Source organism: Hymenobacter roseosalivarius DSM 11622, assembly GCF_900176135.1.
GTDB classification, from domain to species: Bacteria; Bacteroidota; Bacteroidia; order Cytophagales; family Hymenobacteraceae; genus Hymenobacter; species Hymenobacter roseosalivarius.
In genome coordinates, this window is sequence record NZ_FWWW01000104.1 from 13,304 (window position 1) to 39,043 (window position 25,740).

A 25,740-nucleotide genomic window follows, 5' to 3' on the forward strand; every position below is an offset into this window, starting at 1 on the left:
TTCGGGCGAAGATACAGAAAACTCCTGCCCCATGGAAACCGCACCCAACCGTTTACAGCAACTCCTGGCCTTCTACGCCGACGACCCCAACGACGCGTTTACGATTTATGCGCTGGCCACCGAATATCGGCCTACGGAGCCGTTACGGGCTATGAAATTTTACCAAACGCTATTGGATGAACATCCTGACTATGTGGGTACTTACTACCACGCGGGCAAGCTGCTGGAGCAACTAGAAAAGCCGGAAGAGGCCGAAAAAGTTTACCGTCGAGGTTTGCAGGTGAGCCGGAAAGCTGGACAGATGCACGCCGCCAGCGAGTTGCAACAAGCGCTTAATCAGCTACTTGGTCTGGACTACGAGGACGAATGAGCCACTCAGGCGCGTGAGCTAAGCATTAAATTGCGGGCCGCTTCTACGGCCGCTCTAGCATTGGGTGCGTAAGCATCCGCCCCAATACTGCGCCATAGCGCCGGATCGGTGTTGAAAGGCTCCCCTCCTACCATCACAAATACGCGTTCAGCGCCGCTGGTAGCATGTTTGGCGCTAATGAGCTGGCGCAGAATACCAACATGATGGGCCATGGAAGCCCCAATTACGAGCAGATCTACTTTGAACCCAACCACTGCTTGCCAGATACCATCGGTAGGCGTATTGGCCCCCAGGAAAAAAGGTGTCCAGCCGTCAAATTCCAGAAAGTCGGATACCATCCGCACGGGCACGCTATGCAGGTCGCCGGATACGGTAGTGGCCACGAAGCTAAAACCGTTGGAAGGAGCGACTTGCAGATAGGGCTGCAACATGGCCATAGCCAGCTCAGTAGCCGCCGTGCAATAATGCTCCTGCGCCACACTGATTTCGCCCTTGTGCCAGCGCGAACCTAGTTCCCACTGCACCGGCATGAATACGTGCTCATACAACAGCCGTACATCAGTGCCACGCTTAACTTCTGTCTTTAGTAAGTTGATAGCCTCCGTACGCTGCCCATCCAGCAGGTATGTCAAGTAAGAGGTGGCTAAGTGCTTCAGCGGTGACTCATGAAGAGACGATGCAGGCGGTGCCGGGGTCACTACTGCCATCGGCTGCTCCAGTTCTTTAAAAGCCGCGCTCAGATGCCCAGCCGCCGCGATGTACTCCGTAATGGGCAGGCGCTGGGCTAGCACCTGTTTGAGGGCCGTTAGCTGCTGGGTCAACTCCTGATCGTGCGCTGGTTCGGGGGGCTGGCGGCGAGCATGTGTCAGGTGGGCTTCAAACAGCCCGCCACTATCCATCAACACGGCATTGACTAAAGCCGTCAGGTGGCTTTGCAACTCCTGCTCCAACGATTTTTGCCCCCCAGCCTCACCTAACATACTGGGTGCCTGCTGACAGTATAGCGCCGCGGCCTCCTCGGTTATGCTCTCGGCTTGCTGGTGGATAGCCTCAACCGTACGTTGCTGTTTCAAATTCATTTCTAACTCCTCTATTCGTTAGCACACGATTGTAAGTCAGTATGTTCTCTCGATACTTATGATAGTACCTAAAAGCTTTCTCGAGCGAAAAAGCGCCTGCTTACTTTGCTGCTTCCGTTTACTCTGAACCAGGCTGGCTGGTTTCACTTATTATACTCTACTCCCGTGCTTCTTTTCTGATAGCGAGCTATATAGGCTTGTATAAAATCAGGGCCTAAAGCTATAGCCGTAACGACACATTGCAAAGCATCCAGTCTTCCCAGTACCGCCCAGAATGCTGCGTACAGCAGTAGAGGAGCTATGTTTTCTAAGAATTATGCCGCTTACCCGACTTCCGCAGGCAAGTAGTCCACCTGGGCAGGACTGAACTTTCCCCGGCGGCCTGGTGTCCCCTGGGTCATGCGTAAAATCGCTCTACTAACCATTGGCGGGCTACTGCTCGCCGCGCCGGGCCGCCTTCTGGCCCAAACTGTTGATCCCACTTTCAACGCCGATGCGCCCTTCGTGCGCAATATCCGCCCCGACCGGCCCGGCCGTACCATTACGACCAATATGGTGCCCTTGGGTCAGGTGCAGGTAGATGCGGGCACTAACCGATTTGAGCCCGCCGACGCTACTGGTTTTGGCCCGACTCGCACCCTATCCGGGGCCACGCTACGGATTGGATTGCCCAGCCATATCGAGTTGCGCCTCACGCAGGGCTACCTCCACCCTACCGACAGGCTCGCTGCCGTGCCCTCAAGGGCTGCGGAGGGTGATTTTGAAGCACCCGTTCCCTCCACAACCTTACCCGGTGGTTTTGCGCCCCTGACCGTAGGTGCCAAGTTTTTGGCTTCAACGGTGCCTAATGGCCGCTCACAAGTGGTCCTGCTGGGCGAACTGACGTTGCGTAACGGCGATGCTTCTTTCCCCGATAAGGTATTGGAGCCCGGTGCCCGCCTGCTCATATCGCAGCAGCTGGGGCAGCGCTACGGTCTGGAAGCCAACGTTGGATTCCGGCAGCGGGGCTTTCGCGCCGCCGATTCGAAGCTGGGCACTTATCTCGGCACGTTGGCCTTAAATGGCCCGCTGGGGGGCAATTTTGGCTTCTTTGTCGAAACGTATACCACCTGGCAGCGCGAGTCTGAGTTGGCCCCTGGCGCTACCGTTGGCCTTTATTGGCGGCCATTACCCAACCTGCGTCTCGATCTGAATGCCGGCCAGGGCTTCACCAGCACCGCTGAGGGCTTCTTGGTGGGAGCAGGTTTAAGTGTGCGTTTGCCGAAGTAAAGCAAGCTTCGCCAGCACTTGTTCATAATAAGGAAGGGCCAATGAGACGCATAATTGCGTCTCATTGGCCCTTCCTTATTATGCATATTCTTCAGTCAGCTTAGCCTTTATGGGCGCTGTCCTACACTGGCCGGCTCGATACGCGTAGGCGTCTGCTCGCCGGCTATAATCCCGACAGCGCTGCGCGCAATGGCCGAAATTATGGCTGTCATGTTGGTCATATTAAGACTTTCAACTTCGTCATCTACTGTATGATAAAGCTTATCTGTCGGAATCTGGTCGCTGCTGATGGTGTGAGCGGGAACGCCTAAGCGGGCCAGGGTAGCATTGTCGGAGCGGTAAAACAGATTTTGCTCGGGGTACGGGTCAGGCTCGAAGCGGAAGGGTGTGCCTGCCAGATTTTGCTGGAGCAGCTTCCCAAAGTCGGAGCGCTCGTAGCCGGTGATGAAAGCGGTTTTGGGGCCAAATTTCGCTTCCTTACCGATCATTTCAATGTTGAACATAGCCGCTACTTTCTGTGGATCAATCTGCTGGGAAAAGTATTTCGAGCCAAAGCCGCCGATTTCCTCCGCCGTGAAAGCCACGAATACCAACGTCCGCTGATTCTTCTTTTTCTTCTTGAAATGCTCGGCCAGCGCTACTACGGCCGTCGTGCCGCTGGCATCGTCATCGGCACCATTGGCGATGGAGTCGCCGGCCACGGCGGGCATTGTACCGATGTGATCGTAATGCCCGGAGAAAACAACCATTTCAGCGGCCCGCGCTTTGTCTTTGGCCTGGCCGGGCAATACACCTACCACGTTGCGCAGTTCCACCGCCTTGATAGTAGTAGTAGCCATAGCAGCAAACTTGACGGGAGCAGGCGGCGCGGCAGCCAGCACAAATACGCTGGCGTACGGCTTCGGCTCCTCCCCTCGCATGCTGCCGTGGCTCATGTAACCAGCCACCTGCCCGAACCACTGCGCATGAGCCGGATCGACAAGTATCAGGGTATTGGCGGCGGGCTGGAGCAAAGCCCCCATTTCCTGGCGCACATTGGCTTGGGGCCCAATTACAACCACTTGCGGCGGGGTGGCATCCTCGCTCGTCCAGCTAAGTGTCGGGAGCCCCGAGGCAACCAGGATATTTTCGGGCGCAACGGCCGTGCCATTCAGCGTTACGCTGGTAGCACCGCCGCGCACTTCATAGGCCGGAAATACTTGCTCATAGGTGGGTAAGCCCGGCATCTTTTCGAGCCCGATCCGATCAAACTCGGCGGCCAGAAATCTGGCCGCCTGCAGGCCGCCCGGCTGACCAGATGCCCGACCTTTCATATCATCGGCCGCCAGCATGCGGATAATGCGCTCTACGGTCGCCTCCTTGATGGGCGGGCCCTTCTTTTTCTGTGCTTCAACTACTTGGCTTATGCACGCCAACCCGATGAGCAGGACAATTTTTTTCATGGCTCAAGGTAGGAATTTTGTCCTATGACAAAACCAAGGATACTCTTTCGCTTATAGCTGTTTAGAAATTCATGAGGCATGACTTCCTAAACAGCTTGATAAATAAAAAAGCCTCCCAGACATGTCTGGGAGGCTTTTTTGCAATCATACTTTGCTATAAGCTATTTGGCTGGCAGCGCGGGCAAGGTATTGAGCCAAGGTATAAGCGCCACAAAATCCGCTTCGGTACGCAGGGCAGGGCGCTTCTTTAGCTCTACCTGAATCTGAGCGGCGTGCTCCGGCAAAGCTGCCTGCAGGGCCTTTGAGTTAAGTTTAAGCGGCTGTAGGCGACCATCGGCCGTGCGGATGTAATAGTCGGTCTGGTCGAGCAGCTCATCGTAGCGACGGTCGGCGCTGTAAGCCCCGGAGTAGCTGGCTTTTTGCAGGGTTTTACGCTGAAGCTTAAGGAAGCTGTAATTGCCCGGCGCTAACACCTCAAAATACTCCCGCCGCAGCACCGGATCAGGCGCATCGTAGAAGCGCTGAAAGGCCCGCGGCTGAGTCCGGGTTGGGTCACGCAGCACGAAGCCCTCGATCTTATTCATATCCACATACGTGGAATCTTTGGGACCGCGCAGCATCAGGAGCAAGCGCTGGTTAGCATCGTACTTTAGCTTGGTTTCTGGCAGGTGCACCTTCGAGGCAAGCTGAATAGTGCCAGGCACCCAGGCTGCTACTAAATACGGGGTGCCGCGCACCCCTTCGTAGCGATTGTCGAAGCTGATAGCAGCCGAACCATTGACCAACGACTTCAGATTTTCCTGTGCTGCATTACCCGAGCTGATAACGGTGCTTTGGGCGTGCACTTGCAAGCTTATACTAGCAGCAGCAATAAGAAAAGGACGTAAGAGGTTCATGTAGGGATACAAGAGTGGATAAGAAATGCTACAACTTCGAAAATATATGCAATTTTCAGAATAGAAGCCGTACGCAGCGCTTTAAGTTGGTTATTACCCAAGTGTTAATACAAGGTCGTCAGCGTTTACTAAGGTTCCTTCGCCCAGGTGCAGGCTTTGGACGGTGGAGTCGTTGGGGGCGGTAATGGTGGTTTCCATTTTCATGGCCTCGATGATGAAAAGCGGCGTGTTGCGTTTCACGGCTTCGCCGTCTTTTACCAGCACTTTGGAGAGCATCCCCTGCAAGGGTGCCCCGACCTGGAGGGGGTTGGCCTTGTCGGTTTTCTGGTTGCGTATGGTCTTGACTTCCACTGACTTATCGCGCACTTCCAGGTTGCGGGTCTGGCCGTTGAAGGAGAAGAAAATGGTGCGGTTGCCGTCGTCGTTCACGTTGCCCACCGAGCGCAGTTTCACAATCACTGACTTACCACGGGCAATGTCGATGATGGTTTCTTCACCCGGCTTCAGGCCGTAGAAAAACACCCGCGTCGGAATCAGCGACACGTCGCCGAACTGCTGCACGTGCGCCCAGTACTGCTCGAACACCTTCGGGTAGAGCAGGTAGGAAAGCAGGTCCGTAAACTTGGTCTGGGGTCCAAACTTGGTTTGAAACGCCGCCCACTCCTTATCAAAGTCGATGGGTGCGAGGTGCTCGTTGGGCCGGTCGGTGAAGGGCTTCTCATCCTTGAGAATGAGCTTTTGCAACTCTGCGGGCCACCCGCCTTCCGGCTGGCCGATGTCGCCCCGGAACAGGCTCTGCACCGACTCCGGGAACGACAGGCTCTCCCCTTTTTCCAGCACGTCCTGGGTGGTCAGGTTGTTGGTAACCAGATACAAGGCCATGTCGCCGACCACTTTTGAGGAGGGTGTCACTTTCACGATGTCGCCGAAGAGCTGGTTTACGTCGGCGAAGGTCTGCTTTACCTGCTCAAACTTGTCGCCCAGACCCAGCGCCGCCGCCTGGGGCCGCAGGTTGGAATATTGCCCCCCCGGTATCTCGTGCTGAAACACCTCTGACGTGCCCGCCTTCAGGCCCGACTCGAACGGATAATAATACTCGCGCACGGTTTCCCAGTAGTTGGAAAACTCATTCAGGCTGCGCTGATCGAACTCCCGGTGCCGGGGCGTGCCGCGCAGCATCTCCACGACGGAGTTAAAATTGGGCTGCGAAGTCAGGCCCGATAAGGAGCCCAGCGCCACGTCAATCACATCAACATCTGCTTCAATTGCCTTTAGATAAGTGGCTGCCTGCAAGGATGATGTATCGTGGGTATGCAGATGAATCGGCAAGCTGATGGTAGCCCGCAATCCTTGAATCAGCTCGGTGGCGGCGTAGGGCTTGAGCAGGCCGGCCATGTCCTTGATGCACAAAATATGCGCGCCGGCATCTTCAATTTGCTTGGCTAAGCGCAGGTAATAATCGAGGTTGTACTTCGTGCGCTTAGGGTCAAGCAGGTCGCCGGTGTAGCAGATGCTGGCCTCAGCCAGGCCCTGGGTTTTGTTGCGCACGAAACCGATGCAGGACTCCATGCCGGGCATCCAGTTCAGGGAATCGAAGATGCGGAACACGTCCACGCCAGTTTCCCAGGCCTGCTGCACAAAGCGCTCGGTGAGGTTATCCGGGTAGGCCTTATAGCCCACGCCATTTGCCCCCCGGATCAGCATTTGCAGCAGAATATTGGGCACCGCCGCCCTGATTTTCGCCAGTCGCTCCCACGGGTCTTCATGCAGAAAGCGCAGGGCCACGTCGAAGGTCGCCCCGCCCCATACTTCCATCGAGAAGGTCTGGGGGTGCATCTTGGCGTAGTGCTCGGCCACTTTCAGCATATCGAAGGTGCGCATACGCGTGGCCAGCAGGCTCTGGTGGGCGTCGCGGAACGTAGTGTCGCAGTAGTGAATGGGCTTATCGGCACGCAGCCACTGGGCAAAGCCCTCGGGGCCCAGCTCGGTCAGCCTGTCCTTGGTGCCGGGCTGGTAGGGCGCGGTGGTGTCGGCGGCCGGTATTTTGGGCTTGCGCAGCTCGCGGCTGGGGTCGAGCAGGTTTTTCACGTCGGGGTTGCCGTTCACGATGACGTCGCTTATGTAGGCCAATACCTTGGTGCCGCGGTCCTGACGGGGCTTGTACTGAAACAGCTCGGGGTGGTCTTTAATGAAGTCCACGTTGGCCCGCCCGCTCACGAACTCGGGGTTAGCAATGATATTTTGCAGAAACTGAATGTTGGTCTGCACCCCGCGAATGCGGAATTCGTCCAGCGTGCGGGCCATTTTCGAGGCTGCGCCTTCCAGCGTGGGTGCGTGGGCCGACACTTTCACCAGCAGCGAATCGAAGAAGGGCGACACCTTCACGCCCTGGTACACCGAGCCTTGGTCCAGGCGAATGCCGAAGCCGCCCGCCGAGCGGTAAGCCACGATGGTGCCGTAGTCGGGCTTGAAGTCGTTTTCGGGGTCTTCGGTGGTGATGCGGCACTGAATGGCAAAGCCGGTTTTGAGCGGTTTGGCTCCCGGCTCCAGTCCTATCTCGGGGGAAGCGAGCTTGTAGCCGGCAGCGATGTAGAGCTGGGTTTTAATCAGATCGATGCCGGTAATCATCTCCGTGACGGTGTGCTCGACCTGAATGCGCGGATTGACCTCGATAAAGTAGATACGGTCCAGCTCCGGGTTCACCAGAAATTCGACCGTGCCCACGTTGTTGTAGTTCACGGCTCGGCCCAGGCGCAGGGCGTACTCGTACAGCAGATGGCGCTGATGATCAGCCAGATCCAGGGCAGGCGCGATTTCGACTACCTTCTGAAAGCGGCGCTGCACGGAGCAGTCGCGCTCGTAGAGGTGGGTGATGTTGCCATAGTTGTCGGCTACCAGCTGTACCTCAATGTGCTTGGGCCGCTCCACGAATCTCTCCAGAAATACCGTGTCGTCACCAAAGGCTTTCAGGGCCTCATTGCGGGCCTCAAAAAAGCCTTTTTCCAGCTGGTCATCGTCCCGGATAACGCGCATCCCGCGCCCGCCGCCGCCCGAAGCTGCCTTCAGCATCAGGGGGTAGCCAATGCGGTGGGCCTCGCTCAGCGCTACTTCCAAGTCGGTTAGGTCAGCCTCGCTGCTTTCGATAATGGGCACCTGGCACTGCACGGCCACGCGCTTGGCGGCCACCTTGTCGCCGAGGGCTTCCATCACCTCGGGCCGGGGGCCGACGAAAATGACGCCCTCTTCCTGGCAGCGTCGGGCCAGCGTAGCATTCTCGGCCAGAAAGCCGTAGCCAGGGTGGATGGCGTCGGCCCCGTTCTCTTTGGCCGTACGCAGAATGGCTTCAATGTCCAGATATGGCTTCAGCGGCTCCTCGTCGTGGCCGATCTGGTAGGCCTCGTCGGCCTTGTAGCGGTGCAGGGAATAGCGGTCTTCGTAGGTGTACACGGCAACCGTGGGGATGCCCAACTCGGTGGCGGCGCGCAGCACGCGGATAGCAATTTCGCCCCGGTTGGCAACGAGCAGCTTTTTGATGTTCATAGTCTGGCGAGAGAGTTGAAAGCAGAAGGGAGTTTGGGCGAAGCTAGACAAAAGCCGGGCAAGCCGCGAATTTTTGCTAAACTCCACCTATTCGCAGAAGTAGCCCGCTAAGTTGCGTGTACGGCAAAGCCACATCCTTAAGATACCAGCTGGTCACGAAAAACGTGGTGCGGACCTCGGTCCACGCCACGTTTTTCCTTCTAAATGCACCTGCAAATCAGCGTCCCGGCTTACGCTACCCTGGCTACCTGGCCTGGCGCACGGAGCTGGCCCCGCTCGCCCGACTGCTCAGCACGCGGGCACTGCCCCGGTAGCGAATGCTGCTGGCCCCCGAGGCATTAGAGGTCAGCTCCCCGTCCACGGACACCTCCACCTCGCTGGCTCCCGAGGCGCCAATTTGGGCATTGCGGCTTTGTAGCGCGTACGCCTCATACTCACTGCCTCCGCTGACGCTCACCTGCTGGCGGTCGGCCTGCCCGGAGAGCTTCACGTCGCTGGCCCCAGAGCAGTTGACTACCAGGCTCTTCGCCTTGATGCTGAGCACCATATCACTGGCCCCGCTGGTTTGCAGCTTTAGCTCATCCGCCACCCAGGCCGACTCGCCCTTCACCGACGACGCGCCGCTGACCGTCACCGCCCGCAGCCTGGGACTGGTGATGTACACGTTGACTTTGTCGCTCCCACCGCCCAGCAGCTCTCGCCAGTTGATGCCTTTGGCCCGGTAAATCTTCAGCACGCCGCCCTGCACCTCCGTCACCAGGTACTGCTGCCCTTCTTCGGCGGTTTCTACCACCACGGTCGGCGCGTTGCCCTGGCGGAGAAATATGTTTACTGCTCCGCTAGCGCTTACCGCTTCAAAGTTGCCCACTTTACGGGTCTGCTTGATTTGGGCAAAGGCGGAAGCGTGCAGCACACATACCGTTAAAAGGAGAAAAAGGACTTTCAACTGAGTCGAGGTTTTCATGGTGGTAAAAGGTTAGTGAGGAGTTGCTTTAGCAGATGGGAGAAGCGCCGCAAGGGTTGCTTAGAGACGACGGAAAATAACCGTCTGAAGGCATCTTAAGCTGTCCCCCTTTCGGCGGGAAAAATATTTTTGGATGCCTGCAACTTCAGGTAGCGGGGATGGCTCATCCCTAAGTTGTTTCTGCCCGCTGCTTTGCCCCAAGCAGCGGCCATTCGCGCCGCTCAAAGCTCCCGCGCCATGCCTGCCCGAGGCAAGGGGCAAGGTATGAGTTGACCTTTTCAAGAATTTAACTTACTACTATACAGCAATTTATACTATCTATTCCTAGTAACCAATAGACTACCGCTTGTTAAGCTATCAGGTCATCAGGCCGGCAGGAGATGTGCTTTTGCCGGCCTGATTTATTTTTTTGTGGTGCAGGCTAGCATCATGGTAATCGAGGGCCGCGCAAACCTTGGCCGCCTGGTTCAGTTGTCAGGAAGCCTTTCTCACCTGAACCACTCGCATGGATTTCGCCCAAAAAAACATTCTTATTGTCGGTGCCTCGTCAGGCATCGGGCTGGCTACGGCTAAGCTGCTGCACGGCCTGGGAGCCCAGTTGTTTACCGCTTCCCGCCACCTCTCGCCCGAGCTGGCGGAACTGCATACCACCCACCTGGAGCTCGACGCTACCCAGCCCCTCTCTCCCACCGCTTTCGACGCGCTGCCCGATACCCTGCACGGCTTCGTGTACTGCCCCGGCAGCATCAAGCTGCGCCCCTTCGAGCGGATTCCGCTGGATGATTTCCGGGCCGATTTTGAGCTGAACGTGCTGGGCGCCGTGCAGCTATTGCAGCCCCTGATGAAGCGGCTGAAAAAGGCCGAAGGCGCGTCGGTGGTGCTCTTCAGCACGGTGGCCGCCACCACGGGCATGAGCTTCCACGCCAGCATCGCTACCGCCAAAGCCGCCCTGGAAGGCCTTACCCGCGCCCTGGCCGCCGAATTTGCCCCCCAGAACATCCGCGTAAACGCCGTAGCGCCGTCGCTGACCAACACCCCGCTGGCGGCACCGCTGCTCAACACCCCTGAGAAAGCCGAAGGCGGGGCCAAACGCCACCCCTTGCAGCGCATCGGTCAGCCCGAGGATTTGGCCTACATGGCATCCTTCCTGCTCTCCGACCACGGCAGTTTTATTACCGGCCAGGTAATGCCCGTGGATGGCGGCATGGGACGGCTGAAATAGTGAGGTGGTGAAATAGTGAGTTTGATGTTCTGGCGGCGCAGACCACATAAGAACTGTAGCAGTAAGAACAACAAACTCACCACTCACCACCTCACCATTCACCACCTAACCTTTCTCCTATGAAAATCACGCTTTTCTGGCACCGGCGCGACATTCGTCTGCACGACAACGCGGGCCTGGCCGCAGCCCTGCAAAGCGGCTACCCGGTGGTACCGCTGTTCATTTATGACCGCGACATCCTGGATTTGCTCCCCAGCCGCCGCGATGCCCGCGTCACGTTTATCTACCAGCAGGTGGAAGGGCTGGCAGCCCGCACGGAAGTGGCGGGGGGCAATTTTCTGGCGCTGTATGGCCGGCCGCTGGAGGTGTTTGCGCAGCTGCTGAGTAAGCACGAAATAGCGGCCGTGTACACCAACGAGGACTATGAGCCCTATGCCAGGGAGCGTGACCCGGCCGTAGCAGCGCTGTGCGCGCGGCACGGAGCGGAGTTTCGGGCCTTCAAAGACCAGGTCATTTTTGCCAAAGACGAGATTCAAACCAAGTCGGGCACCGTGCCCAAGGTATTTGGCGCTTACCAGAAAGCCTGGCTGGCCGCCCTGCGCGACGAGCAGTTGCAGCAGCACCCCTCGGCCGACCTATTCACCGCCACCAACCTGCACCGCCTGCCCAACGCGCCCGCCCGCCCGACCTTGCCGGAAATGGGCTTCGAGCCCTTCGAGCAGTTCGTGCCCGCCGCCGAATTGCCCCCCGAAGCCTTGGTGCGTGACTATCACCTCACCCGCAACCAGCCCGGCCTGGTGAACAGCAGCACCCGGCGCTCGGTGCATCTGCGCTTCGGGACGCTGAGCGTGCGGGAGCTGATGCGGCAAGCCAAAGAATTGAACCCCAAGCTATTGGCAGAACTGATCTGGCGCGATTTCTTTATGATGCTGCTCTGGCACTACCCCTTCACGGCCACCGAGAGCTACGATCCAAGGCTGCGCCGGGTGCCTTACCGCAATAACGAGGAGGAGTTTCAGGCCTGGTGCGAGGGCCGCACGGGCTATCCGCTGGTGGATGCCGGAATGCGCGAGCTGAACGCGACCGGCTACCTGCCTAACCGCGCCCGCATCGCGGCGGCGGGCTTTCTGGTGAAGCACCTGCTCATCGACTGGCGCTGGGGCGACCGGTATTTTGCCGATAAGCTGCTCGACTACGACATGGCCCAGAACGTGGGCAATTGGCAGTGGATGGCCGGCACCGGGGCCGTAGCCGCGCCCTGGTTTCGGGTGTATAGTCCGCAGAGTCAACTGGACACGTACGATCCGGAGTTGACTTATGTAAAAAAATGGGTGCCCGAAGTTGGCAGCGACGCTTATCCCAACCCGATTGTCGACCACAAATTCGCGCGGCAGCGGGCCATTGACACCCTGCGGGCGGCGTACCGCCAGGCCGAGTAAGAGGATTGGTGCGGCGAGTGGACCTACGACTTTTTTCCTCGTAGGTCCACTCTCGTTGAGCGACGCGCGCATAAACAGTTATCAGCAACTATAGTGGACCTACGAAGCCCGCCGGGCAATTCGTAGGTCCACACCGCCGCTTTACCTCAACTTTACCGAGCCTTTTGCTGTTGTACCTGCACTATGGAAAACACGGAAAAGGACCGCATCAAGCAGGCTTATCTGGCTTACGTGCTGGATAAAAACAGCCCCCCAACCTCGGTATTTAAGCTCACCAAAAAGCTAAACATCCCGGAAGCTGATTTCTACCGCTTCTACCCCAACTTCGCGGCCATCGACAGGGAGCTGTGGGCTGACTTTGGCCGTCAGGCGCGCGAGAAAGCAGCGTTGGAGCCCGTGTGGCAGGAATACGGTGCCCGCGAGAAGCTGCTGGCTTTCTATTACACCTTACTGGAAATTCTGAAGCAGAACCGCAGCTATGCGCTCATGGCCCTGCGCCGCTCTATGCCGCGCGTGCCGGGCGTCACGCCCCGCGTACTCGACGATTTTCGGACTGAGTTCACCATATTTATCGAAAGCCTGCTGCGCGACGGTCGCCGTACCGACGAAATTGCCCCCCGCCGGCTGATTCAGGATGGCTACCCGCGCTTCTTCTGGACGCAGGCGCTGTTCGTGCTCGGCTTCTTTGCCAAAGACGAAAGCCTCAACTTCGAGCGCACCGACGCGGCCGTGGAAAAAGCCGTCACCCTCAGCTTCGACCTGGTGGGCCGCAACTCCTTCGACTCGGCTCTCGACTTCACCCGCTTTCTGTTGCACCAGCGTCGCTAATGGCGGAATCCATGGATAATTTGCCCCCCACTCCGCTGGTGGCGGGCGAGGGCACGGCCAGCCGGCAGCTCGACTCGCTGCCGACAACCAAAGTGGCGCGGGCGGCGCGCTTCGCCAAATCGGGGCTGAAAGTGGGTGCCAACTACGTGAAGCACTACGCCCGCCGCTCGGTGGGGGCCGCCAGCACCGAGGCCGATTTGCACGCGGCCAACGCTGCCGAGCTATACGGCACGCTGAGCGAGATGAAAGGCTCGGTGCTGAAGGTGGCTCAAATGCTGGCTCTGGAAAAAAAGTTACTGCCCCCCGCCTACGCCGACCAGTTTGCCCAGGCCCAATACCAGACGCCCCCGCTGTCTGGGCCCCTTATCCTCAAGACGTTCCGGGATGCATTTGGCCAGTCACCCTCAACGCTGTTCGCCGAGTTTGACGTGAATGCCCGGCAGGCCGCCAGCATCGGCCAGGTCCATTATGCCTTGTCCAAAGCAGAAAAACGCCCCCTGGCTGTGAAGGTGCAGTACCCCGGCGTGGCCGACAGCATCCGCTCCGATATTCGGCTGGTGAAGCCCATTGCCTTGCGCGTGCTGGGGCTGGATGAGGCTCAGGTGCGGCCGTATCTGGAGGAAGTGGAAATGCGCCTGCTCGAAGAAACCGACTACGCGCTGGAGCTGCGGCGCGGCACCGAAATAGCCGCCAGCTGCACCCACTTGCCGCATCTGGAGTTTGCCCACTACTACCCCGAGCTGTCCGCGGCCCGCATCCTGACGATGGACTGGTTGCCGGGTCAGCATTTGAAAGAGTTTCTGGCCACGAATCCCGGCCCGGAAGTTCGTAACCAGTTGGGGCAGGCGCTCTGGGACTTTTATATGTTTCAGCTCAATATGCTGCGGCGCGTCCATGCCGATCCGCACCCCGGCAACTTTCTGCTGCGGGCCGAGAACGGCGGCACGGTAGGCGTGCTGGACTTTGGCTGCGTCAAGGAAATTCCGGCCGACGTGCAGCGCCTGTTCAACGCCCTGCTGGCCCCCGAAACCCTGGCCGACGAAGCCCGCCTCACCGCCCTGCTCGACGAAACCGGTATCCTGCGCCCCACCGACTCCGCCGACCGCCGCGCCCTCTACGCACGCACCCTGCGCGCCTCGCTGGAGCTGGTGGGCCGCCCCTTCCGGCAAGTAACGTTCGACTTCGGCGACCCCGCCTACATGGCGTCGCTTTATGCCTTAGGCGATGATCTGATGCAGGAGCCCGAGCTGCGCCAGCAGCGGGAACCCCGCGGCTCCGAGCATTTTATTTATCTGAACCGGACGTACGTGGGCCTCTATGCCCTGCTGATGGAGCTGGGCGCGCACATTCGCACGCAGTAGCCGGCGTGGTACTACGACAAAAAAAGTCGTAGTACCACGCTGTGCGCTGACCGCTGTGCCCCTGCCAAACTATTTGCCGCCTGCCTGGTTAGTGCATCCTGACGAAAGGTTAACTCGTGTAGCAACACACATTTGACCCCTTCGTCAGGACTCGCTTATTTCTCCCTCTTTTTTCCCTGTTCCCATCTCCATGAAAAAATTCTGGACCCTTTGCGCCGCGCTGCTCAGCGTGGCCACGGCTGCCTCCGCTCAGACCACAATGAGCTGCTGCACCAAGCCGGCCGCCGGCCAGGCCGCCACCGAAACCTTCGCCATGCTGGCTTCCAACACGGATTTCTCCGGGGGCCACGATGCGCCGCTGCCTTACACCTACCACGGCGAAGGGGCGATGGTCAAGTTCAAGACTGCCGACGGCCAAACTGGTCAGGGCTTTGAAATTAAGAGCGCGACGCCTTCCAAAAAGTATCTGTTCGTGATTCACGAGTGGTGGGGCCTGAATGACTACATCAAGAAGGAAGCGGCCACCTTCGCCCGTGAGCTGCCGGGCGTCAATGTCATCGCCCTCGACTTATACGATGGAAAGGTAGCCACCACGCCCGACGAGGCCGGCAAATACATGCAGGCCGTGAAGACGGACCGGGCCCAGAATATCATTCGTGGGGCCATGCAGTACGCGGGCCAGGACGCACAGTTTGCGTCGGTGGGCTGGTGCTTTGGTGGCGGCTGGTCGTTGCAGACGGCTTGGCTGGCCGGCCCTAAGGCCGTGGGCAGCGTCGTGTACTACGGGATGCCGGAGAAAGACGTAGCCAAGCTGAAAACGCTGAATACGGACGTGTTGGGCATTTTTGCCAGCGAAGACAAGTGGATTAACCCCGAAGTGGTAGCGCAGTTCCAGAAGGACATGGCCGCCGCCAAGAAGAAGGTGACCATCAAGAGCTACACCGCCGACCACGCCTTTGCCAACCCCTCCAACCCTAAATACAACGAAAAATTCGCCGCCGACGCCCACGCGGCTACTGTGGCGTATCTGCGCAAGAGCTTCAAGCTGAAAGCGTAACTGCTTTTGCGTAAAAAAGCCCCCTGGATTCATCTCTGGGGGGCTTTTTTTGTGCGCTTTGGTGAGAGGCGAAAGTTTCGGGTCGGGTTATGCCGGCTTCAGTTGCCAGCTATCCGCGAGCAAGGCCGCCATTTCGGCGACGCTGGCCGTGAGCTGCTCCCAGGAATTGAGCACGAAGTACTGCTCTTGGAACCGCTCTTCCGAATACGGCGTGGCCAGCACCGTCGCCAGCTCAAACGCGGGCCGGGCCGTCTCATCGTGGACGCAGTGGTGAATCTCGCCGGCCGACGACACCAGGCCGGCCCCGTAGATGCGGGGCTTGCCATCTTCCTGCACCAGCCCAAACTGCACCGTAAACCCATACAAGCGCCGTAGCCGCACCAAAGCGGGCGCATCATGGCGGTGCTGCCGCCCCACGATACCCAGAAAGTGCAGAAAATCGGCAAAGGCAGGATCGGTGAGCAGCGGAGCGTGCCCGAATACGTCGTGAAACAGGTCGGGCGTCTGCACGAAGTCGAAGTGCTCCATGGGCCGCAACTGGGTGACGGCCGGAAACTTACGCTCCGCCAGGGCAGCAAAAAAGGCGGCATCATCCACGGCCGCAGGTACGGCTACCAGTTCCCAGCTGGTGAGCCGCTGCAACTGCTCGTTCACGGCCTCGAAGCGCGGAATGGCGTTGCGCTGGAAGTCGAGGCGGGCGAGGCCGGCCCCAAACGCGGCGGCGGCCCGCTTGTGCAACAGGGCTGTCTGGCGGTCGAATAATACCTTCCAGACGAGCTGGTCCTGAGTCGTGTACTGGTCGTAAGCTTGCTCAAACATAGCGGCAGAGTGGTATTGGGCACAAAAAAAGCCCGATTCCTGGCGGAGTCGGGCTTGAGGTTTTCGGGGTTGGAGGTGGTTCTTACCTTCCGTTCCGGCCATGCAGCTCGACTCCGCCCTTATCGGGGCGATTCACGGTCGGCAGAATGCATTTGGTGGATAGCAAGAACATGGGGCCAAATATAGAAAATTGAGTTAATAAGTTGTACACCTTCTATTGAACTTATTTTCAGACAGATACTGGGAATTGTCAGCAATAGCTCTGGGGGGCTTTTTTACTCAAATGAATATTTCATTATAGCCAGCAGTAAGCTCAGCGCTAGTAAAAACTACTGCTTGCCATTCAATTCGTAGCCCATACTTAGCTTAGTGTCGCCGGTGACGTGTAGGTCGAGGTGGGCTTTTTGATCGGAGGGGTTGAGCAGCAATGCGCTGGAGCCAGGCAGGAATCGAAGCGTAGCTTTTTGGCCGGGCACCAATGTCGCCTTGCCAAAAATACCACCTCCACGGGGTCGCTCTTTTATTTCTACCGGCACCGACCCCACGTTGCGGGCTACTACCCGAAACGCGCCGGGCTGACTGCCGCCCAGTACGAACTGCTTGCCGGGCTCAATATACAAGTCGGAGTGCAGGTCGCCAGCCCAGCAGGCCGTAGCGACGAATAGCACCAGTGTGGCCGCACCTATAGAGGCTGTTTAGTGCGTGGGCACCAATCGGCGCAGCCAGCCCGTAGGATGCGTCAGCGCATAATCGAGCGAATACCGCCCCCCACCTACTACGGTGACAAGCACGAAGCACCAGAACAAGAGCTGCTGATAATACATGCCCAGCACTGGTTCGGGCGATTCGTACCACAAAAAAGCGATGACAAAAAACTGAAAGGCCAGCTGCACTGCGCCCCAGCGGGTGAGCAACCCAAAGGCAATCAGTAGGCCGCCCGCGAATTCACCCCAGACAGCTAGCCAAGCCCACGTATAGGGTGAGGGATACGTAAAACCCAGATTGGCCACTTGCTGCACGAACCAATCGGGTGGGCCCAGGGTGGCTGAGTCGCCGGCCAGCTTGGCCGCTTCAGTAGCGGTGGTCATATTGACAAGCTTGCTCCACCCAGCCCCAATGGCAATGGACAGGCCGATGTGCAAACGCAGGAGCAACCAGGTCACGTCGGCGAGGCGGGAGCTTAAAGGAGTGGCGGAAAAGAGAAGATTTTTCATGGTCGTCAGTGGTTTGATTGAACGACCCAAAATTGCCCCCCAGCCCACTCCCAAGCGCCCCGGATTACGGCTTGGGACGTCCCAACTTATAGATTGAGCCGAGCTGCCACCTCACTGGGCGTCGCAGCTTTCAGCTTTTTGAACACCCGATTGAACGTTGACTTGGAGTTGAAACCCGACTCCAGGGCCACCGCCAGCAACGTATAATGCTGGTAGCGCGGGTCTTGCAATTTGCGCTCGGCCTCGGCAATGCGGTGGGTGTTAATATAATCATTGAAGTTCTGGCCGAAGCAGGTGTTGATGACCCGCGACAGCAACGACGTATTGGTGCGAAGCTGGCTGGCCAATTCGCCCAGCGTAAGCTCAGGCGCCAGGTAAGGCCGTTCTGCTTCCATGTGCCGGGTAAGCTTGGCGGCCCATCGAGCAAGGTCAGGATCGGTGGGCAGTACAGCGTGTCTGGGCGATGCTGGGCTGCACTGGGGGGCTTTTTCGGCCGCGTCGCCAGCCAAGCTTGGTTCGAGTACCTCAACGGCTGGGCTCGGTGTGGCGGCAGCCTCGCTATCGGGAGCATCTTCCGTGGAGCTGCTGGGCTGAAAATGCAGGGCCGGCGCGGGCTGATACGGAGCGAGTAGGCCAGCAATGCTTAGGTAGTAAATCAGCAGGCCCGTAGCCAGAAACGAATACCAGACCTGAATATAAGAAAGAGGCGCGGCAATATTGACCAGGCTAAACAGCAGCGAAATTATCAAGCCCACAAGCACTACCACCATCAGATTGCGCAGCCACTGAAAGCTGATGGGCCCTGTGTTGGATTAGTTATCGTCGAGGTAGCGCCGGTAGCGTTGGTAGTCGCGCAGGGTCAGCCGGCCGTAGGCAAATATGGATATGTAGCCAAGTAGCTCCAGGTCGCCGTCTACGCCCTCGCTTAGCCCGGCCAACGCGCCCTTCGTGCCAAAATGCCCGGTGAATGGCTCTCCTAGGCTCCAGTGACGCCACGCTATGTCGTAGCCAAACAGCACGAGCCGCCAGACCAGGTACACCGCTGCCGGCAGGAAGTGCAACTTTTCGGCCCGGCCAAATCGAAAGTCCTGATTGGTAAGACTGCGGAAGTAGAAGTAAAAGGTAGGCCCCAGCGCCAACCAGTGGCTGAAGGGGAAATAAAACATGAACGTAGAGTACGCGTCGTGGGAGTCGTACCAGCCCGCGAAGCCCAGCATCCACTGCGTGAGGGGCAGCGTGTTTAGCAGGAGCAGCAGGGCCAGCCAGCCATCGGAGGCCATGCCGCGCCGCCACCCGCGCACAAGTAGTATTGCCATAAACACTACGCCCTGCACAAAGAAGGGCAGCAGCAGCGAGCTATAAGGACTGAACTAGAAGAACATGCGCTAAAGCTACACAACCAGCACGTTACGGCTTTACACTAAATCTTTCCGCAACTCGTACACCCGCCGCAGGTTCTTAATAAGCCGCGCTGACTCATCGAAGTTCAAGGTTTGCTGACCATCGGAGGCGGCTTCTTCGGGCTTCTCGTGGGTTTCGTAGAGAATGCCATCGGCCCCGGCCATGACGGCGGCCAGCGCCATCGGTGCCACGTAGTCGCGGATGCCGATGCCGTGCGAAGGATCAACGACGACGGGCAGGTGGGTTTTCTCTTTGAGAATAGGCACGGCGTTCAGATCCAGGGTATTGCGCGAAGCGGTTTCGAACGTGCGGATGCCCCGCTCGCAGAGAATCAGCTTTTCATTGCCGCCCGAAAACACGTACTCGGCAGACGACAGCAATTCCTCGATAGTGCCCGAAATGCCGCGCTTGATGAGCACCGGCTTATCAACGCCGCCTAGCGCATCGAGCAGATTGAAGTTCTGCGTGTTACGGGCACCGACCTGGAATACATCCACGTAGTCGTGCATCTCCTCCACCTGCGACACCTGCATTACCTCGGTCACCACTTTGATGCCGCGGGCGCGGGCCATCTGGTGAAACTGCTTCAGGCCGTCCATGCCCAAACCCCGGAAGGAATACGGCGAGGAGCGCGGCTTAAAAACGCCCCCCCGCATCAGCCGGACGTTGTTATCGAGCAGGTGCTGCATGATTTTCTCCATCTGCGCCTCGCTCTCGATGCTGCACGGCCCAGCTACCAAGCTTAGCGAGCCTTCGCCGATATACACGCCGTCGCCGAGGTCAAGCACGGTGGGTTTTACGCGCCACTTGCGGCTCACCAGCTGGTAGTCATCGGATACCTGGTGAATGTCGCGGATGCCGGGTTGCTGGCCAATGGCGCGCAAGTCCACTTCCGCTTTGCCGATGGCCACCAGATAGTGTGCCCGCTGAGTTTTGACTTCGGTGATTTTATATTTCAGGGTCTTGATGCTGGCTTCAATACCCGCTTGGGCAGTCGCCGTAATGTTCTTTTCAAGTTGGATGATCATACGTCAGGTTCCCGCAGAGGAGCGCGGAGGTTTTGTGGAGGCTCGCGGAGGTTGTTCTAACTCTGCGTACCTCCGCGAAACCTCCGCGCTCCTCTGCGGGAAATTTTTAATGTAAAACAGAAGAGACAAACGCCTTAGCCGCCGCTGGCGCATCTTCCGCGCCTTCCAGGGCCCGGATGAAGGCCGAACCGATGATGGCCCCCTCGGCATAGGAGCAGGCCCGCGCGAAGCTGGCTTTGTCGCCGATGCCGAAACCGATGAGGCGGGGGTTGCGCAGGTTCATAGCCGCGATGCGCTCGAAGTATGCTTCCTGTACGCCTTCACTCTGGGTATTTTGTCCCCCGGTCGTGCCGGGGCCAGATACTAAGTACAGGAACGAATCGGTCAGCTCGTCGATGCGGCGGATGCGGGCCTCACTGGTTTGCGGGGTGATGAGAAACACCGGCTTCAGGTTGTGGCGGCGGAAAATTTCCTGGTACTCATTTACGTAATCATCCAGCGGCAGATCAGGCAGAATGATGCCGTCGACGCCGGCTTCGGCGGCCTGGCGGCAGAAATTCTCGACGCCGAACTGCATTACCGGGTTCAAGTAGCCCATGAGCAGTAGGGGCGTATCGGGCACGGTCTGGCGGATGTCCTGGAGCTGCCGGAACAGCACGCGCATGTTCATGCCGTTAGCCAGGGCGGCGGTGCTGCTTTGCTGAATTACAGGGCCGTCAGCCAGCGGATCGGAAAAGGGCATCCCGATTTCGATGAGGTCGGCACCGGCCGCGGCCAGGGTCTGGATCAGCGGCACCGTGGCATCGAGCGTGGGATAGCCGGCGGTGAAGTAGATGTTGAGCAGGTCTTTGCCTTTCTTTTGGAAAGCTTGTTGGATACGGTTCATATTGGTTGTGAGTTGAGTTCCCGCAGAGGTACGCGGAGGTTTCGCGGAGGCTCGCGGAGGCCGTTCTAGCTCTGCGTACCTCCGCGCTCCTCTGCGGGAACCTGACGCTAGTGCATTTGCTCCGCGTATTTCAAGTAAGTATCCAAATCCTTATCCCCCCGCCCCGATAGGTTCAGCACCACGATATCCTCAGGCCCCGCGCCTATCTGATCCAAAGCGGCCAGCGCGTGGGCAGTTTCCAGGGCCGGAATAATGCCCTCCAGACGGCTCAGCTCAGCCACCGCCCGCAAGGCCGGCTCGTCTTCAATTGAAATAAACCGCGCCCGTCCCGAAGCACCCAAAAACGCGTGTAGGGGTCCGATTCCCGGATAATCAAGCCCCGCCGACAGCGAGTACGGCTCCGTAATCTGGCCGTCCTCATCCTGCATGAGCAAGGTGCGCGAGCCGTGAATAATGCCCGGCTTGCCCAGCACCGACGTCGCCGCCGAGTGACCCGATTTGATACCCTTGCCGGCCGCTTCCACGGCAATCAACTTCACCGAAGGCTCATCGAGGAAATGATAAAAAGCCCCCGCCGCGTTGGAGCCGCCGCCCACGCAAGCCACCACGTAGTCGGGCAGCTCACGGCCCACTTTCTCCAACAGCTGCTTTCTGATTTCCTCACTGATAATGGCTTGCAAACGCGCCACCAGATCAGGGTACGGGTGCGGGCCGACTACCGAGCCGATGATGTAGTGGGTATCCACGGGGTTGGAAATCCAGTCGCGGATGGCCTCGTTGGTAGCGTCTTTCAGGGTTTGGCTGCCGCTGGTAACGGGCCGCACTTCCGCGCCGAGCAGGCGCATACGCTCCACGTTGGGGCGCTGGCGCTCGGTGTCGGTTTTGCCCATGTACACGATGCACTCCATGCCCATCAGGGCGCAGACGGTAGCCGTAGCCACGCCATGCTGCCCCGCGCCGGTTTCGGCAATAATGCGCGTCTTGCCCAGACGCTGCGCCAGCAGAATCTGACCGACGGTATTATTGACTTTGTGGGCACCAGTGTGGCATAAGTCTTCGCGCTTCAGGAAGATGCGCGTGCCGTAGCGCGCCGACAGCCGCTTGGCTTCAAACAGCGGCGTGGGCCGCCCCACGAAGTCGCGCAGGAGCTGCTGGTAGTCGCGCTGGAAGTCGGGGTCGGCGAGAATGGTAAGGTATTGCTCGCGCAACTCTTCCACGTTGGGGTAGAGCATTTCGGGAATAAATGCCCCCCCGAACTCGCCGTAGTAGCCGCGGGCATTGGGTTGGAAAGCGGAAGTGGTAGCCATATTGGTGGTGAAGTATTATGAAGCTGATTGAGGAGTTTAGAACGTCATGCAGCGCAGCGCGAAGCATCTCGCGTGCTGATGTTACAAGGGTAATTCAACGAAGCGGGAGAGACGCTTCGACAAGCGGACGTCAGATCCAGCATGACCGCCTTTCGCCGCGTAGCTGTTGAAACATCTGCTGCAATCGAATCGGGTCTTTTTCGCCGGGGCCGACCTCGAACCGACTGTTTAAGTCTACGGCAAACAAGCCGGGCAGCTGGAGGTTCCGTAGCATTTCGGCGTGCGCTACATCGAGGCCGCCGGCGAGGAAATAAGGTGTCGGCAGTGCGTAGTCGCGCAGTAGTTGCCAGTCGAAGACGAGGCCGTTGCCGCCAGGCTGCTCGCCTTTGGTATCAAACAGGAAATAATCGCAGTGTGGGACGTAGGGCAGAAGCGTATCGAAGTCAAATTTGCCCCCTAGCGCGAATGCTTTCATTACCTGTAGGCCCGGAGCGCGTAGCTCCTGACATTGAGTTGGTGTTTCGTCGCCGTGAAGTTGCACCACATTCAGCTTAAACTCCTGCACCCGCTGCCGGATAATGTCGGTCGTTTCATTGACAAAAACGCCTACTTTTTTAATGCCGGGGGGCAAATTTTCCAGGCTACTCGCATTCAGTTCCTGCCCCACGTAGCGGCTGGATTTGGGATAGAATATGAAGCCCAGAAAATCCGGTTGCAGCGCGGCTACGGCAGCCAGGCTAGTCGCCTCGCGCATTCCGCACACCTTAACATGGAGAGTAGGATTCATGGCTTATTGGTAGGCGCAGCGGCGCTTAGGCAGTGATTGGCTCTGCGGCCTGTAGTTCTTGAATCAAAGCCGCGCAGGCTTTCTCGGGACGGCTGTGGCGCATGAAAGCCTCGCCCAGCAGGAAGCCGCCGTAACCGTAGCCGCGCACCTGCCGGATGGCCGCGGCCGTGCTCAGGCCGCTTTCCGACACTTTCACGAACTCATTGGGAATACGCTCGGCTAGCTCGGCGGAGGTTTCCAGGCTCAGGCTGAAGTCGTGGAGGTTACGGTTGTTTACGCCTACCAGGTTCACGGCGGCGGCGTCGAGGCTGCGGTCCAGCTCTTCGGCGTTATGCACTTCCAATAGCACTTCCAGGCCCAGACCGCGGGCAAAGCGGCCGAGCTGCGACACTTCGGCGGGCGTGAGTACAGCCGCGATAAGCAGCACCGCGTCGGCCCCGATGCTCTTGGCTTCCAGAATCTGGTACTCATCTATCACAAAATCCTTGCGCAGAATAGGGCAGAAATTGAAGCGGCGGGCCGTAATTAGATCCTCATTTTGCCCCCCAAAGAACTCCTTATCCGTGAGTACCGACAGGGCCGACGCGCCGGCCTGCATGTAGCCGATGGTGGTGCGCTCCACGGGCGCATGCGGATTTATCCAGCCTTTCGAAGGCGATTTGCGCTTGAACTCAGCGATAATACCGCTGAGGTCTTCGCGCAGCAGGTATTGGCGCAATGACAAAGGCTGGGTGCTGAAGTACAAGCTGCGCTCCAGCAGCTTCACCGGCACCAGACTCTGGCGCTCGGCTACTTCGCCGCGCTTGTGTTGGATAATCTGATCAAGAATGGTTGCCATAAGCTAGGAACAAGAAGCCGGGAGGTTTTGTCGGCTGTGGGGGAAAAAACGAATAATCAGGACGAAATGTAGAGACACCTATTTGTGTCTCCTCGTTGAACAATGGTAGTTGAACGGCGCGGTTTCGGCTGTTCAACTACCATTGTTCAACGAGGAGACACAAATAGGTGTCTCTACACCTTCAACAACTTCCGAAAAGCCCCCCGCGCCGCGCCGCTCACCAATGACTCGCGGGCCACTGCCAACGCGTCGGGCAGCGACAGCGTGGGGTCGGCGCATTGCATAGCCAGAGCGGCGTTCGCCGTTACCACGTCTCGCTGGGCGGCAGTGCCTTCGTTATCAAGGACGTTGAGAAACATCGCTGCCGATTCGGCTACGGTTTGCCCCCCAGCTAAGTCAGTGGCTGTGTAAGTGGGCATGCCGAGCGTGGCGGCAGTTACCACCTGCTCGCCCCGCGCCGACACGACTTTGGCTGTGCCCGTAAGCGAGAGCTCATCGTAGCCATCGAGTGCGTGTACCACGGCGTAGCGGGTGCTGGTCTGTTGAAACAAGTAGTTATATAAGCGCAGCAGCTCCAAGCTGAACACGCCCGCCAGCTGAGCCGCCGGCCGGGCCGGGTTGACCAGCGGGCCGAGGATGTTGAAGAAAGTTCGTACCCCCAGCTCCCGGCGCACTGGTCCGGCGTGGCGCATGGCCGGATGAAATGCCGCCGCGTGCAGAAAGCAGATATTTGCCTCATCCAGCTGCCGCCGCAGGGTGTCGGACGAGGCCTCAAAATCGTAGCCGAAGTGGGCCAGAATATTAGACGAGCCGCACACCGACGACACGCCGAAGTTGCCGTGCTTGGCCACCTTATAGCCCGCTCCCGCCGCCACGAAGCAAGCCAGCGTGGAGATGTTCAGCGTGTCTTTGCCATCGCCGCCGGTACCTACAATGTCGAGTACTTCATTCGTGCCCAGCTCCGGGTCGCGGCAGAGGTCGAGCAGGGCGTCGCGGAAGCCGCTCAGCTCCGGCACCGTGATGGGCCGCATCCGGTACACGGTCAGGAAAGCAGCCGTTTCGGACGGGTTGACGCCGCCCTGGCCCAGGCGAAACATCGCTTCGCGGGCTTCCTCACGAGTGAGGGTTTGCTGGTCGAAAAGGGTAGTGAGGATATTTTTCAAAATCGCTGATTAACGCTGATTTAGATGATTTCGCTGATTCTTTCTTTTGTCAAAAGACGGTTATGCAGAGCGAAGCATCTCGCTCACGCCGTTAGATTACTACTCAGACGTCAGCACGCGAGATGCTTCGCTTCGCTCTGCATGACGGTCTGATTTCATTCGGCCAGCCAGTTCTTCAGCATCTCGTGCCCGTGCTCGGTCAGAATGGATTCGGGGTGGAACTGCACGCCGCGCACGTCGTACTGGCGGTGGCGTAGGGCCAGAACCTGACCGTTGGCGTCGCGGGCGGTTATTTCCAGCTCGGCAGGCATACTTTCGGGCGTAACGACCCAGGAGTGATAGCGGCCCACCTTGAACCTGACCGGCAGATTTTTGAATAACCGGTCTTCGCCAGTGATAATGTCGGCGTCGGTGGCGATGCCATGGAGCACGGCGGGCAGGTTATATAATTGCCCCCCAAAGGCTTCGGCAATGCCCTGGTGCCCCAGGCACACGCCCAGCATACGCTTGGTGGGCGCGTAGCGCTGGATAATGGCGGGCATCAAGCCAGCATCGGCCGGTACGCCGGGGCCGGGCGAGAGCATGATGGCGTCGTATTGGTCTACTTCGTCCAGCGTAATTTTATCGTTGCGCACCACGGTGGTTTGGGCACCGTAGCCTAGCTCGCGCAGGAGCTGCACGAGGTTGTAGGTGAAGGAGTCGTAGTTATCGAGAACGAGAATGCTCATAGTGATGAGAGCTAGAATTTAGATACTTATTGTTTTAATGATGCTATTCAAGGTTGTCTGTTGATTTTCACCTAAACAACTTCAGCAACCAGGTCAACCACC

Annotated in this window: 24 protein-coding genes; 7 read left to right on the forward strand and 17 right to left on the reverse strand. The window is 58.4% G+C overall.

The window, feature by feature from the left end; genetic code table 11:
• Positions 1-31 precede the first annotated feature (31 nt).
• Positions 32-370 (forward strand): tetratricopeptide repeat protein, encoded by a 339-nt coding sequence (locus tag B9A24_RS20290; RefSeq protein ID WP_084447852.1) that lies wholly within the window; start codon positions 32-34, stop codon positions 368-370.
• 5 nt (positions 371-375) lie between these two features.
• On the opposite strand, the gene B9A24_RS20295 is transcribed toward B9A24_RS20290, so the two are convergent.
• Complete coding sequence (locus B9A24_RS20295) at positions 376-1,443, reverse strand: cobalamin B12-binding domain-containing protein (protein ID WP_159452120.1); 1,068 nt, start codon at positions 1,441-1,443, stop codon at positions 376-378.
• Positions 1,444-1,848: 405 nt separating this feature from the next.
• On the opposite strand from B9A24_RS20295, the gene B9A24_RS20300 reads away from it, so the two are divergent.
• Positions 1,849-2,718, forward strand: a complete 870-nt coding sequence (locus B9A24_RS20300) for a transporter (RefSeq protein WP_084447854.1) — start codon at positions 1,849-1,851, stop codon at positions 2,716-2,718.
• 107 nt (positions 2,719-2,825) lie between these two features.
• Here B9A24_RS20300 and B9A24_RS20305 read toward each other — a convergent pair whose 3' ends face one another.
• From B9A24_RS20305 to B9A24_RS20320, 4 genes are all read right to left on the reverse strand, one after another.
• Positions 2,826-4,160, reverse strand: coding sequence for a M20/M25/M40 family metallo-hydrolase (locus tag B9A24_RS20305; RefSeq protein ID WP_084447855.1), 1,335 nt, complete (start codon positions 4,158-4,160; stop codon positions 2,826-2,828).
• A 161-nt stretch (positions 4,161-4,321) separates the two neighbouring features.
• The gene (locus tag B9A24_RS20310; RefSeq protein ID WP_143435128.1) at positions 4,322-5,056 is read right to left on the reverse strand and encodes a hypothetical protein; all 735 of its coding nucleotides are present in this window, start codon (positions 5,054-5,056) and stop codon (positions 4,322-4,324) included.
• A gap of 93 nt (positions 5,057-5,149) precedes the next feature.
• Entirely contained in the window at positions 5,150-8,596 is a 3,447-nt protein-coding gene (locus B9A24_RS20315) for a pyruvate carboxylase (RefSeq protein WP_084447857.1), read from the reverse strand.
• 244 nt (positions 8,597-8,840) lie between these two features.
• On the reverse strand, positions 8,841-9,560 hold the full coding sequence (locus B9A24_RS20320; RefSeq protein ID WP_084447858.1) for a head GIN domain-containing protein: 720 nt from the start codon (positions 9,558-9,560) through the stop codon (positions 8,841-8,843).
• 505 nt (positions 9,561-10,065) lie between these two features.
• On the opposite strand from B9A24_RS20320, the gene B9A24_RS20325 reads away from it, so the two are divergent.
• The 5 genes from B9A24_RS20325 (at position 10,066) to B9A24_RS20345 (ending at position 15,467) form a co-directional block, all read left to right on the forward strand.
• Positions 10,066-10,782: an SDR family NAD(P)-dependent oxidoreductase gene (locus tag B9A24_RS20325; RefSeq protein WP_084447859.1), complete on the forward strand. Its 717-nt coding sequence runs from the start codon at positions 10,066-10,068 to the stop codon at positions 10,780-10,782.
• Positions 10,783-10,901: 119 nt separating this feature from the next.
• On the forward strand, positions 10,902-12,221 hold the full coding sequence (locus B9A24_RS20330; protein WP_084447860.1) for a cryptochrome/photolyase family protein: 1,320 nt from the start codon (positions 10,902-10,904) through the stop codon (positions 12,219-12,221).
• A gap of 183 nt (positions 12,222-12,404) precedes the next feature.
• Positions 12,405-13,049: a TetR/AcrR family transcriptional regulator gene (locus tag B9A24_RS20335; protein ID WP_084447861.1), complete on the forward strand. Its 645-nt coding sequence runs from the start codon at positions 12,405-12,407 to the stop codon at positions 13,047-13,049.
• An 11-nt stretch (positions 13,050-13,060) separates the two neighbouring features.
• The gene (locus tag B9A24_RS20340; protein ID WP_084447928.1) at positions 13,061-14,410 is read left to right on the forward strand and encodes an ABC1 kinase family protein; all 1,350 of its coding nucleotides are present in this window, start codon (positions 13,061-13,063) and stop codon (positions 14,408-14,410) included.
• 190 nt (positions 14,411-14,600) lie between these two features.
• Positions 14,601-15,467 carry a dienelactone hydrolase family protein gene (locus tag B9A24_RS20345; protein WP_084447862.1) on the forward strand — a complete coding sequence of 289 codons (867 nt, stop codon included), beginning with the start codon at positions 14,601-14,603 and terminating at the stop codon, positions 15,465-15,467.
• Positions 15,468-15,554: 87 nt separating this feature from the next.
• Here B9A24_RS20345 and B9A24_RS20350 read toward each other — a convergent pair whose 3' ends face one another.
• The 12 genes from B9A24_RS20350 to B9A24_RS20405 form a co-directional block, all read right to left on the reverse strand.
• Positions 15,555-16,286, reverse strand: a complete 732-nt coding sequence (locus B9A24_RS20350) for a phenylalanine-4-hydroxylase (RefSeq protein WP_143435130.1) — start codon at positions 16,284-16,286, stop codon at positions 15,555-15,557.
• A gap of 329 nt (positions 16,287-16,615) precedes the next feature.
• Positions 16,616-16,954, reverse strand: a complete 339-nt coding sequence (locus B9A24_RS20355) for a hypothetical protein (RefSeq protein WP_084447864.1) — start codon at positions 16,952-16,954, stop codon at positions 16,616-16,618.
• 27 nt (positions 16,955-16,981) lie between these two features.
• The gene (locus tag B9A24_RS20360; RefSeq protein ID WP_084447865.1) at positions 16,982-17,500 is read right to left on the reverse strand and encodes a DoxX family protein; all 519 of its coding nucleotides are present in this window, start codon (positions 17,498-17,500) and stop codon (positions 16,982-16,984) included.
• An 86-nt stretch (positions 17,501-17,586) separates the two neighbouring features.
• On the reverse strand, positions 17,587-18,270 hold the full coding sequence (locus tag B9A24_RS20365) for a helix-turn-helix domain-containing protein (RefSeq protein WP_084447866.1): 684 nt from the start codon (positions 18,268-18,270) through the stop codon (positions 17,587-17,589).
• A 42-nt stretch (positions 18,271-18,312) separates the two neighbouring features.
• Positions 18,313-18,816 carry a hypothetical protein gene (locus tag B9A24_RS20370; RefSeq protein ID WP_143435132.1) on the reverse strand — a complete coding sequence of 168 codons (504 nt, stop codon included), beginning with the start codon at positions 18,814-18,816 and terminating at the stop codon, positions 18,313-18,315.
• A gap of 99 nt (positions 18,817-18,915) precedes the next feature.
• On the reverse strand, positions 18,916-19,929 hold the full coding sequence (locus B9A24_RS20375) for a bifunctional 3-deoxy-7-phosphoheptulonate synthase/chorismate mutase (protein ID WP_084447868.1): 1,014 nt from the start codon (positions 19,927-19,929) through the stop codon (positions 18,916-18,918).
• Between the two features lie 106 nt (positions 19,930-20,035).
• Positions 20,036-20,815, reverse strand: a complete 780-nt coding sequence (gene trpA, locus B9A24_RS20380; RefSeq protein ID WP_084447869.1) for a tryptophan synthase subunit alpha — start codon at positions 20,813-20,815, stop codon at positions 20,036-20,038.
• Positions 20,816-20,922: 107 nt separating this feature from the next.
• A complete protein-coding gene (gene trpB, locus B9A24_RS20385) occupies positions 20,923-22,122 on the reverse strand; it encodes a tryptophan synthase subunit beta (protein WP_084447870.1) in 1,200 nt (399 codons plus the stop codon).
• A 130-nt stretch (positions 22,123-22,252) separates the two neighbouring features.
• On the reverse strand, positions 22,253-22,909 hold the full coding sequence (locus B9A24_RS20390) for a phosphoribosylanthranilate isomerase (RefSeq protein WP_084447871.1): 657 nt from the start codon (positions 22,907-22,909) through the stop codon (positions 22,253-22,255).
• A 25-nt stretch (positions 22,910-22,934) separates the two neighbouring features.
• On the reverse strand, positions 22,935-23,747 hold the full coding sequence (gene trpC, locus B9A24_RS20395) for an indole-3-glycerol phosphate synthase TrpC (protein ID WP_084447872.1): 813 nt from the start codon (positions 23,745-23,747) through the stop codon (positions 22,935-22,937).
• A 173-nt stretch (positions 23,748-23,920) separates the two neighbouring features.
• Positions 23,921-24,910 (reverse strand): anthranilate phosphoribosyltransferase, encoded by a 990-nt coding sequence (gene trpD, locus B9A24_RS20400; protein ID WP_084447873.1) that lies wholly within the window; start codon positions 24,908-24,910, stop codon positions 23,921-23,923.
• Positions 24,911-25,065: 155 nt separating this feature from the next.
• Positions 25,066-25,638, reverse strand: coding sequence for an anthranilate synthase component II (locus tag B9A24_RS20405; protein ID WP_084447874.1), 573 nt, complete (start codon positions 25,636-25,638; stop codon positions 25,066-25,068).
• Positions 25,639-25,740 lie beyond the last annotated feature (102 nt).

Excerpts from the sequence above, each read along its gene's own strand:
- B9A24_RS20290 (WP_084447852.1), top strand. The coding sequence starts at position 32 with ATGGAAACCGCACCCAACCGTTTACAGCAACTCCTGGCCTTCTACGCC.
- B9A24_RS20300 (WP_084447854.1), top strand. The coding sequence starts at position 1,849 with ATGCGTAAAATCGCTCTACTAACCATTGGCGGGCTACTGCTCGCCGCG.
- B9A24_RS20305 (WP_084447855.1), bottom strand. The coding sequence starts at position 4,160 with ATGAAAAAAATTGTCCTGCTCATCGGGTTGGCGTGCATAAGCCAAGTA.
- B9A24_RS20310 (WP_143435128.1), bottom strand. The coding sequence starts at position 5,056 with ATGAACCTCTTACGTCCTTTTCTTATTGCTGCTGCTAGTATAAGCTTG.
- B9A24_RS20315 (WP_084447857.1), bottom strand. The coding sequence starts at position 8,596 with ATGAACATCAAAAAGCTGCTCGTTGCCAACCGGGGCGAAATTGCTATC.
- B9A24_RS20320 (WP_084447858.1), bottom strand. The coding sequence starts at position 9,560 with ATGAAAACCTCGACTCAGTTGAAAGTCCTTTTTCTCCTTTTAACGGTA.
- B9A24_RS20325 (WP_084447859.1), top strand. The coding sequence starts at position 10,066 with ATGGATTTCGCCCAAAAAAACATTCTTATTGTCGGTGCCTCGTCAGGC.
- B9A24_RS20330 (WP_084447860.1), top strand. The coding sequence starts at position 10,902 with ATGAAAATCACGCTTTTCTGGCACCGGCGCGACATTCGTCTGCACGAC.
- B9A24_RS20335 (WP_084447861.1), top strand. The coding sequence starts at position 12,405 with ATGGAAAACACGGAAAAGGACCGCATCAAGCAGGCTTATCTGGCTTAC.
- B9A24_RS20340 (WP_084447928.1), top strand. The coding sequence starts at position 13,061 with ATGGATAATTTGCCCCCCACTCCGCTGGTGGCGGGCGAGGGCACGGCC.
- B9A24_RS20345 (WP_084447862.1), top strand. The coding sequence starts at position 14,601 with ATGAAAAAATTCTGGACCCTTTGCGCCGCGCTGCTCAGCGTGGCCACG.
- B9A24_RS20350 (WP_143435130.1), bottom strand. The coding sequence starts at position 16,286 with ATGTTTGAGCAAGCTTACGACCAGTACACGACTCAGGACCAGCTCGTC.
- B9A24_RS20360 (WP_084447865.1), bottom strand. The coding sequence starts at position 17,500 with ATGAAAAATCTTCTCTTTTCCGCCACTCCTTTAAGCTCCCGCCTCGCC.
- B9A24_RS20365 (WP_084447866.1), bottom strand. The coding sequence starts at position 18,270 with ATGGTGGTAGTGCTTGTGGGCTTGATAATTTCGCTGCTGTTTAGCCTG.
- B9A24_RS20370 (WP_143435132.1), bottom strand. The coding sequence starts at position 18,816 with ATGGCAATACTACTTGTGCGCGGGTGGCGGCGCGGCATGGCCTCCGAT.
- B9A24_RS20375 (WP_084447868.1), bottom strand. The coding sequence starts at position 19,929 with ATGATCATCCAACTTGAAAAGAACATTACGGCGACTGCCCAAGCGGGT.
- trpA (WP_084447869.1), bottom strand. The coding sequence starts at position 20,815 with ATGAACCGTATCCAACAAGCTTTCCAAAAGAAAGGCAAAGACCTGCTC.
- trpB (WP_084447870.1), bottom strand. The coding sequence starts at position 22,122 with ATGGCTACCACTTCCGCTTTCCAACCCAATGCCCGCGGCTACTACGGC.
- B9A24_RS20390 (WP_084447871.1), bottom strand. The coding sequence starts at position 22,909 with ATGAATCCTACTCTCCATGTTAAGGTGTGCGGAATGCGCGAGGCGACT.
- trpC (WP_084447872.1), bottom strand. The coding sequence starts at position 23,747 with ATGGCAACCATTCTTGATCAGATTATCCAACACAAGCGCGGCGAAGTA.
- B9A24_RS20405 (WP_084447874.1), bottom strand. The coding sequence starts at position 25,638 with ATGAGCATTCTCGTTCTCGATAACTACGACTCCTTCACCTACAACCTC.